The organism is bacterium, from assembly GCA_016873475.1.
Lineage (GTDB): Bacteria > Krumholzibacteriota > Krumholzibacteriia > JACNKJ01 > JACNKJ01 > VGXI01.
On record VGXI01000183.1, the window covers coordinates 1 to 6,320 of the forward strand.

The following is a 6,320-nucleotide window of genomic DNA, read 5'->3' on the forward strand; positions in this document are numbered from 1 at the left end:
CAGATCGACGCCGCTTTCGAGGGCCGCGATCTGGTCGCCCAGGTTCGCCTTGAAGGGGATGCAGATCTGCTCGGGCGAGTGACGGACACCCGCGGCGAGGCTCTGCATCGTCGGCTTCGGCGGCTGTTGCAGCTCGATGCCGAGGTGGCGCACCCAGGCGCCGAGGTTGACGTCGATGTGCCCCATGTGCGCGAAGGCGGCCTTCATGAGGACACCCGCGCGGCGAGCATGTCGCAGAAGGACTCCAGGCGCGTCTGGAGTCCGGCCTCGCCCGTCAGTTCGTCCACGGTCAGGTAGAGGATGGGCTTCCGGCGGCCTTGGCGCAGCTCGCGCTCGATCAACTCGCTGACCACCGCGAAGGTGCCGCAGGCGAAGCTGGTCAGGAAGACGATGCCGTCGACGTCCTTGCGGCCGAGGAAGTGGCCGACCGCGCCCAGGAGCTGCCGCTCATAGGACCAGGAGACCTCGCCGATGCCGGCCAGCTCCGCCTCGATCGCGGCCGCCGGCACCTGCGTGCACAGCTCGACACGCGCGCCGAGGCCCGCGAGGCGACGGCTGAGCCCCACCGACAGAAAGTCGTCGAAGACCAGGTACTCGTGCGCGACGAGGCCGATCGCCGGCCCGCCGGCCGCGGCAGGCGCGGCGGCGCCCGGCCCGCGCCGCCCGCCGCGCAGGCCGGCCGCGGCGTGGAAGTCCTCGCCGGCAGCGACGGCGGCGGCGAAGGCGGACTGCTGCGCCTCGGCGACCGCGAAGGCCGCGCGCGCCGTGCGGCGGCCGAAGCCGAGGCGCGCGCCCAGCTCGAGGAAGGTGCTCTCCAGGGACCGCTCGCGCAGGTGGTGGTCGACGTCCAGGATGAGCGGCGGCTCGCCGAGCAGGGCGCGGGTCATGTCGGGCAGGCCGATGAACTTGGGGCAGCTGAAGCGCGCCTTCGCCGAGCGCTCGACCGAGATCACGCGCGGGACGAGCAGCGCGTCAACTCCAGCGTCGCGCAGGTGGAGGCAGTGGCCGATGAAGGCTTTTACCGGAATGCAGAGGTCGTCGACGGTGGTCCGCACGCCCTGGAAGAGGATGGCCTTCGTCGTCGGTGGCGACACGACGACCTCGCAGGGCAGCGCCTCGAGGAAGCCGCGCCAGAGCGGGGCGTACTTGTAGGCGAGCAGGGCCGCGGGCAGGCCGACGCGCGGCGGGCGGTCCCCCGGCCAGACCGGATGGCGCCGCCGCCCTCGCCGGAGGGAGATCACGACCGGCCTCTGTGGGCGCTCGCGTCCATCGCTTCCCTCCTCCGCCGCCGCGAGGATAGGCGATTGTCGCCCAGCGCCGCCAGTACGAAGACAGCCTGATCCGCTCTTGCCCCGCGATCTGCCGAGCCGGGGCCGCCAGTGGTCACGTGTACACTCCGCGCCGCCGGCCCGGCCCCAATGCGAAGCGGCTGCGGGCCAGCCCCGCAGCCGCTCCCTGTCCCCATCTGGTTCGGCTACTCGACGCGAATGCCGTCGATCAGGATCGCCGAGTCGTAGATGCTGTCGCCGATGTCGCCGGCCTTGAAGCGCAGCGTCACCGTCTGGCCTGCCCAGGGCGAGATGTCCAGTGCCAAACCCCGCCAGCCCGTGCGGTAGACGCCGGCGTCCGCGCCCTCGGGCCCCTGGTCGAACTGGATGCCCGCCGGCGTGACGTCATCGCACAGGTCGTCGATCCGGACCGTGAAGACCACGGTCTCCAGCGCGGCGGCGTCGATCACGCTCACCTGGAAGAAGTCCTGGTACTGGCTGCCGCACCACTCGAGGAATTCCTCGGAGAAGTAATTGTAGGCGAGCCGGAGCGTGTCCCCCGCTTCGGGCACGCAGACGGTCTGGTTGAGCTCGCCCGTGTTCAGCGTGTAGCCGAGGCCGGTCGAAACGATGCCCATCGCAATGCCGTCCACCGGCGCCTGGTCGCCCAGGCGCGAGATGACGCGGCCGTCGCCGGCCACGTCCCAGGCCGCCAGGGTGCCCAGCTCGAAATCGCCGTTCTGCAGCTCGGTGCCGTAGGCCAGCTCCTCGTTCCCGACTGCCGTGAAGGCGGCATGGCGATGGCCGGGGTCGACCTGCGGCGAGGCCGCATGCGCCGGCCCGCTGCGCAGCCCGCCCTCGAGGATGCCGCTCCAGAACGCCAGCGAAGCCGCATTCGCGAACTCGACCGTGATGCTGCCGTCGAAGCCGGTCAGGAAGCCGGCGCCGCTGCCGAGCAGGGCCAGCGGCCAGATGTTGTTCGCCGTCACGTCGCAGGCGGCGATCTGCAGGATGGTGTCCGGCAGCCGCGGGCTGTACTTGGCAACGAAGGCCGCCTTCACGGCGAAGACGCTCGTCCCGTTCGCGCGCACGATGCACATCGCCGGGTTCGTGTCGAAGAGGTCCCAGGCGTACTCGAGGCAGCTCGCGAAGCTGACGGGCTCGCCCGTCAGCAGCGCCACCTGGCCGCCCGCGAGCTGCGCCGAGTGCGTGAAGATGCTCACGGCGCCGTAGCGCGCCAGCTCGCGCAGGGCGTCGACATCGGCGGCCCCGTCTTGCAGGAGGCGCACGCCGAAGCTCGGGCAGTGCGCCGCCTCGAAGAGCGCGGCCGCCGCGGCCCCCGGATCCTCGCCGCCGGGCAGGCTGCCCAGCCAGCTCGCGAAGGGGCTGTAGACGAGGGCGAGGTTCGAGTCGACCTCGTTCAGGTTGCCCAGGTTGCGATCGCCGCCGGCGCGCGGGCGCGCGGGCTCGCCGACACGCATCAGGCGCCGGGTTGCGGCTGGATCGCGGTGGGGGCGCCGCGGCGCGCGAGCGGTCGTCGCCGGCGCGCTCGCGCCGTAGACGGGATCGATCGTCGGGTCCACGAGCAGCACGCCGGCCTCGAAGCCCATGTTGTAGACGGCCCAGAGGCTGCCGCCGTCGGGCGCGAGATAGGCGTCGACGACGTAGTTCCGCGACTCCAGCCAGGCGAGCAGCGCCGCGCGCGCGGCCTCGAGGTCGCCGCCCAGGGCGAGCGCGGCCTGCCAGCGCGCCTCCACCGAGTCCTGGTAGGCAAGGGCGACGCTCACCAGCCCCTCCGGCGGGGCGTGGCGAACCGGTAGCTTGGCGATCACCGACCAGCGCGCGTGGCTGAGGCCGCTTGCCGTCGAGGTGGCGCGCACGAGCGCGCGCAGGTAGATCGTCTGCGGCACGACGGCGAAGAGCCCGTGCACGATGGCCGCGTAGTTGCCGTCGCCCATGATCTCGTCGCCGTTGTCGAGGTCGCCGTTGTCGGCGAGGGGCGCGAGCACGCTGACGCTGTCGCCGGCGTTGGTGACGCGGTAGAGCGCGACGCTCTCGACCTCCAGCGAGTCGGCGACCATCAGCTCGGTGAGCACGCGCAGGTCGGCGGTCGCGCCAACGGTCAGCCCCTGCGGCACCAGGAGCGGCCCGCGCGTGAAGACGAGCTCCGTGCTCTCGATCGGCAGGGTGACGCGCTCGCTCCAGAGCGTGAGCATGGCGGCGGCCGCGTTGCGGGCCGTGAGGAAGGCCGCCACGCGCAGGCTGCCCGGCGCGCCGTAGCTCAGGGCCTCGGCGACCCCCGAGTAGATGCGGTCGGCGGCTACCATGTCGGCGTCGGCGGCGTTCCCGGTATCGGTCAGGGTGGCGAGCGCGCCGAGGGAGGCGCCCGACTCGCTCACGCTGTGCAGGACGACGCTCTCGAGCGTGTACCCCGGGGGCGCCTCGGCCTTGAGCGTGGCGATGAGGTCCACCGGCGTGTCGACGAGCAGCACCTGCCGGTTCACGGCCAGCGGCTCGAGCAGGCGGATCGCGGGCGCCTCGCTGTCCGGTCCATCGGTCTCGGGGCCGGTGCTCTTGGAGCAGCCGCCGGGCAGAAGCGCGGCCAGAAGGGCGAGGCTGAGAACGAAGCCGGCCAGGGGCAGCGCCCGGCCGCGGACTAGCGCGCGCATGCGATCTCCTTCCTGCTCACGAGGGAGCTGGGCCTTGTCAGGTATCGGAAGGAGGGACCGGGAACTTGAGGGCAATGAAATGCCCGGGTCGCCGCGGCGACCCGGGCGGCGCTGGTCTGACCGGCTAGCGGAGCTTCACGAGCTTGCCCGCGTGCAGGCCCTCGCCTGCGGCGAGCCGGTAGAGGTAGAGCCCGGCCGGCAGGGGCCGGCCCCCGTCATCGCGGCCGTCCCAGGCCAGGCGCTGCTCGCCGCTCGCGCGCTGGCCGGCCACCGGCGTCGCCACGCGGCGCCCGGCGCAGTCGAAGATCTCCAGACGCAGAGTCGCCGGCGCCGCGAGCGCGAAGCTGAGCCCGGTCTCCGCGCGGAAGGGGTTGACGAGCACGCGCGGCGCGCGGGCGAAGGCATCCGTCTCGGGCACGGCCACCGGCCAGTTGTGGTGGATCGTGATGCTGACCTCGTCGTTGGCGGGGTTCTCATCGCCGGCCAAGACCGTGCGCGCCGTCAGGGTGTAGCTGCCGGGCGCGGGCGGCAGCCAGGCCCCGTCGACGACGAGGGTGTCGATGGCCGCGAAGGGCAGGTTGCGCGACCAGCTCCCCGAACCCCAGCCGCCCTCGATCTCGACCGAGACGCCGGCCTGCGCGTCGAGCCCGTAGTTCGTCGCGAGGATGACGATCGACACGGCCTCGTCGGCGCCGAACTGATCGCCGTCCTCCAGGCCGAGGAAGCGCAGCACGCCCGTGTCGTCGGCGTACACCGGGCCGAGCAGCCGATCGACGCCGAACTTGCAGAGGTAGTTGGTCACCCAGGTCATGTCCTCGGTGACGGGATCCATGCTCTCGGCGAGGATGCCGCCGTCATCGTCGGTGTCGTAGGAGAGCAGGGCATCCATCACGAACTTCGCGTTGTTCCAGTAAGTGACGTCGCCCGTGATCTCCCAGACCGCGAAGTGCGCGTTGCCGTAGGCCACGTTCCAGGAGGCGTCCCAGTCGTAGCCGGGCACGTTGTACCAGTCCTGCCAGATCTGGAGATAACCGCCGTTCGTGGCGAGCCAGCTCTGGCCGAGCGCGGGGTTGCTCTTGAAGAGCGAGTTGCAGACGCCCCAGAGCGCCGTGCCGCTGCTCATCGCCCAGTACTCCTCGGACAGGCGGGTCGAGGGGCTGGCGTTCAGGTAGTTGTAGACATCCGTGCCCTGCGTGACCGCCGCGTTCATGTAGCTCGCGTTGCCGACGGCCTGACCGTACAGGTAGAGGTTGCCGGCCGCCCAGCCCTTGCAGAAGGCGTCCAGGCGCTGCGCCCAGACCGTGCCGTCGATGACAAGCGGATTGGCGACGATGTACTGCGCGCAGGTTTCGGCGTAGCCGTCGTAGCTCGCGTCGCCCGTCGCTGCCTTGTACATGAGAACCGCGGTGAGGCCCCAGGCGCAGTTGTGCACGCGGTAGTAGTTGTCGCCCGCGGCGCCCTCCTCGAGCCAGGCGGGGTAGTTGGTCGAGTAGACCCAGGCGGCGGTCATGTTTCCGTCGTAGGCGGTGCTACCGGTGATCTGCTTGTAGCGCGCCCAGGTCCAGATCGACTCGAGGGTGTTGTCCGTTTGGATGACGCCGCCGAGGGGACCGGCCTCGGCCTCGATCTCACCGCCGTAGTTCGGGGACCCCTGATCGCTGACCTGCCAGATGGCGAGGAACTCGACGATCTGATCGAACTCGCGCAGATAGTTGAAGGGAGCGAGCGAGGGGGGCATCACGCGCGTGCCCGGGCCGCCCTCCAGCCAGAGCGACCAGTCGGCGCCGGCGTCCTGCGTCGGATCGGGCGCGGGCGCCGTGGCCAGAGCGAGCGCGGGCAGGCAGAGCAGGCAGACGAGCACAGCAAGGCGGCGCATGGCGGACCTCTCGGGCTGGGGTCGCGGAACGCTCAATTATAGACCGTCCGCGCCGGGTCCGACAAGCCGCCCCCGCAATTGACAATCGGGCACGATCCGGCAACACTCGCCGCGGGAGGTGACGATGCGGCCTGGCCGGGCACGCTGTATTCCGATGGCGCTCAGCGTCGCGGTGCTGCTCGCTGGCAGTGGCTGCGCGCTGCATCAGAGCGCTCTGGATCCCGGCGCCGATCCGGCGCCGGCGTTTCCGCTCAAGACCGGCGCCCTCCAGCGCGGCGACCGCGTCGAGCTGGAACTCACCGACGGCAGCCGCGTGGCGGGCCAGGTGCTGTCCTTCAGGCCGGACAGCCTGATCCTGCGCGTGCCGCGCGACGCGAACGCCGCGGCCGACCGCTTCCGGCGCGGCGAGGTCGCCGGTGAGCGCAGCGCGGTCGCCCTGAGCGCGATTCGCGGCGGACTGCGCTTCCGGGAAGTGGGGGGCCTCGACTGGCCTTTCCTGGCGGTGCT

The 6,320-nt window shown here is 71.5% G+C and carries 5 protein-coding genes; 1 reads left to right on the forward strand and 4 read right to left on the reverse strand.

Annotation, left to right across the window (positions count from 1 at the left end):
- The 4 genes from FJ251_12465 to FJ251_12480 all read right to left on the reverse strand — a co-directional run.
- A partial coding sequence (locus FJ251_12465) for a CoA protein activase (GenBank protein MBM4118523.1) occupies positions 1 to 207 on the reverse strand: 207 nt, incomplete at its 3' end.
- Positions 204 to 1,241 carry a hypothetical protein gene (locus FJ251_12470; GenBank protein ID MBM4118524.1) on the reverse strand — a complete coding sequence of 346 codons (1,038 nt, stop codon included), beginning with the start codon at positions 1,239 to 1,241 and terminating at the stop codon, positions 204 to 206. The genes FJ251_12470 and FJ251_12465, both read right to left, overlap by 4 nt.
- Positions 1,242 to 1,474: 233 nt before the next feature.
- Positions 1,475 to 3,937 (reverse strand): hypothetical protein, encoded by a 2,463-nt coding sequence (locus FJ251_12475; protein ID MBM4118525.1) that lies wholly within the window; start codon positions 3,935 to 3,937, stop codon positions 1,475 to 1,477.
- Positions 3,938 to 4,061: 124 nt separating this feature from the next.
- Positions 4,062 to 5,813, reverse strand: coding sequence for a hypothetical protein (locus tag FJ251_12480; protein ID MBM4118526.1), 1,752 nt, complete (start codon positions 5,811 to 5,813; stop codon positions 4,062 to 4,064).
- Positions 5,814 to 5,967: 154 nt separating this feature from the next.
- On the opposite strand from FJ251_12480, the gene FJ251_12485 reads away from it, so the two are divergent.
- A partial coding sequence (locus tag FJ251_12485) for a hypothetical protein (protein MBM4118527.1) occupies positions 5,968 to 6,320 on the forward strand: 353 nt, incomplete at its 3' end.

Excerpts from the sequence above, each read along its gene's own strand:
- FJ251_12475 (MBM4118525.1), bottom strand. The coding sequence starts at position 3,937 with ATGCGCGCGCTAGTCCGCGGCCGGGCGCTGCCCCTGGCCGGCTTCGTT.
- FJ251_12480 (MBM4118526.1), bottom strand. The coding sequence starts at position 5,813 with ATGCGCCGCCTTGCTGTGCTCGTCTGCCTGCTCTGCCTGCCCGCGCTC.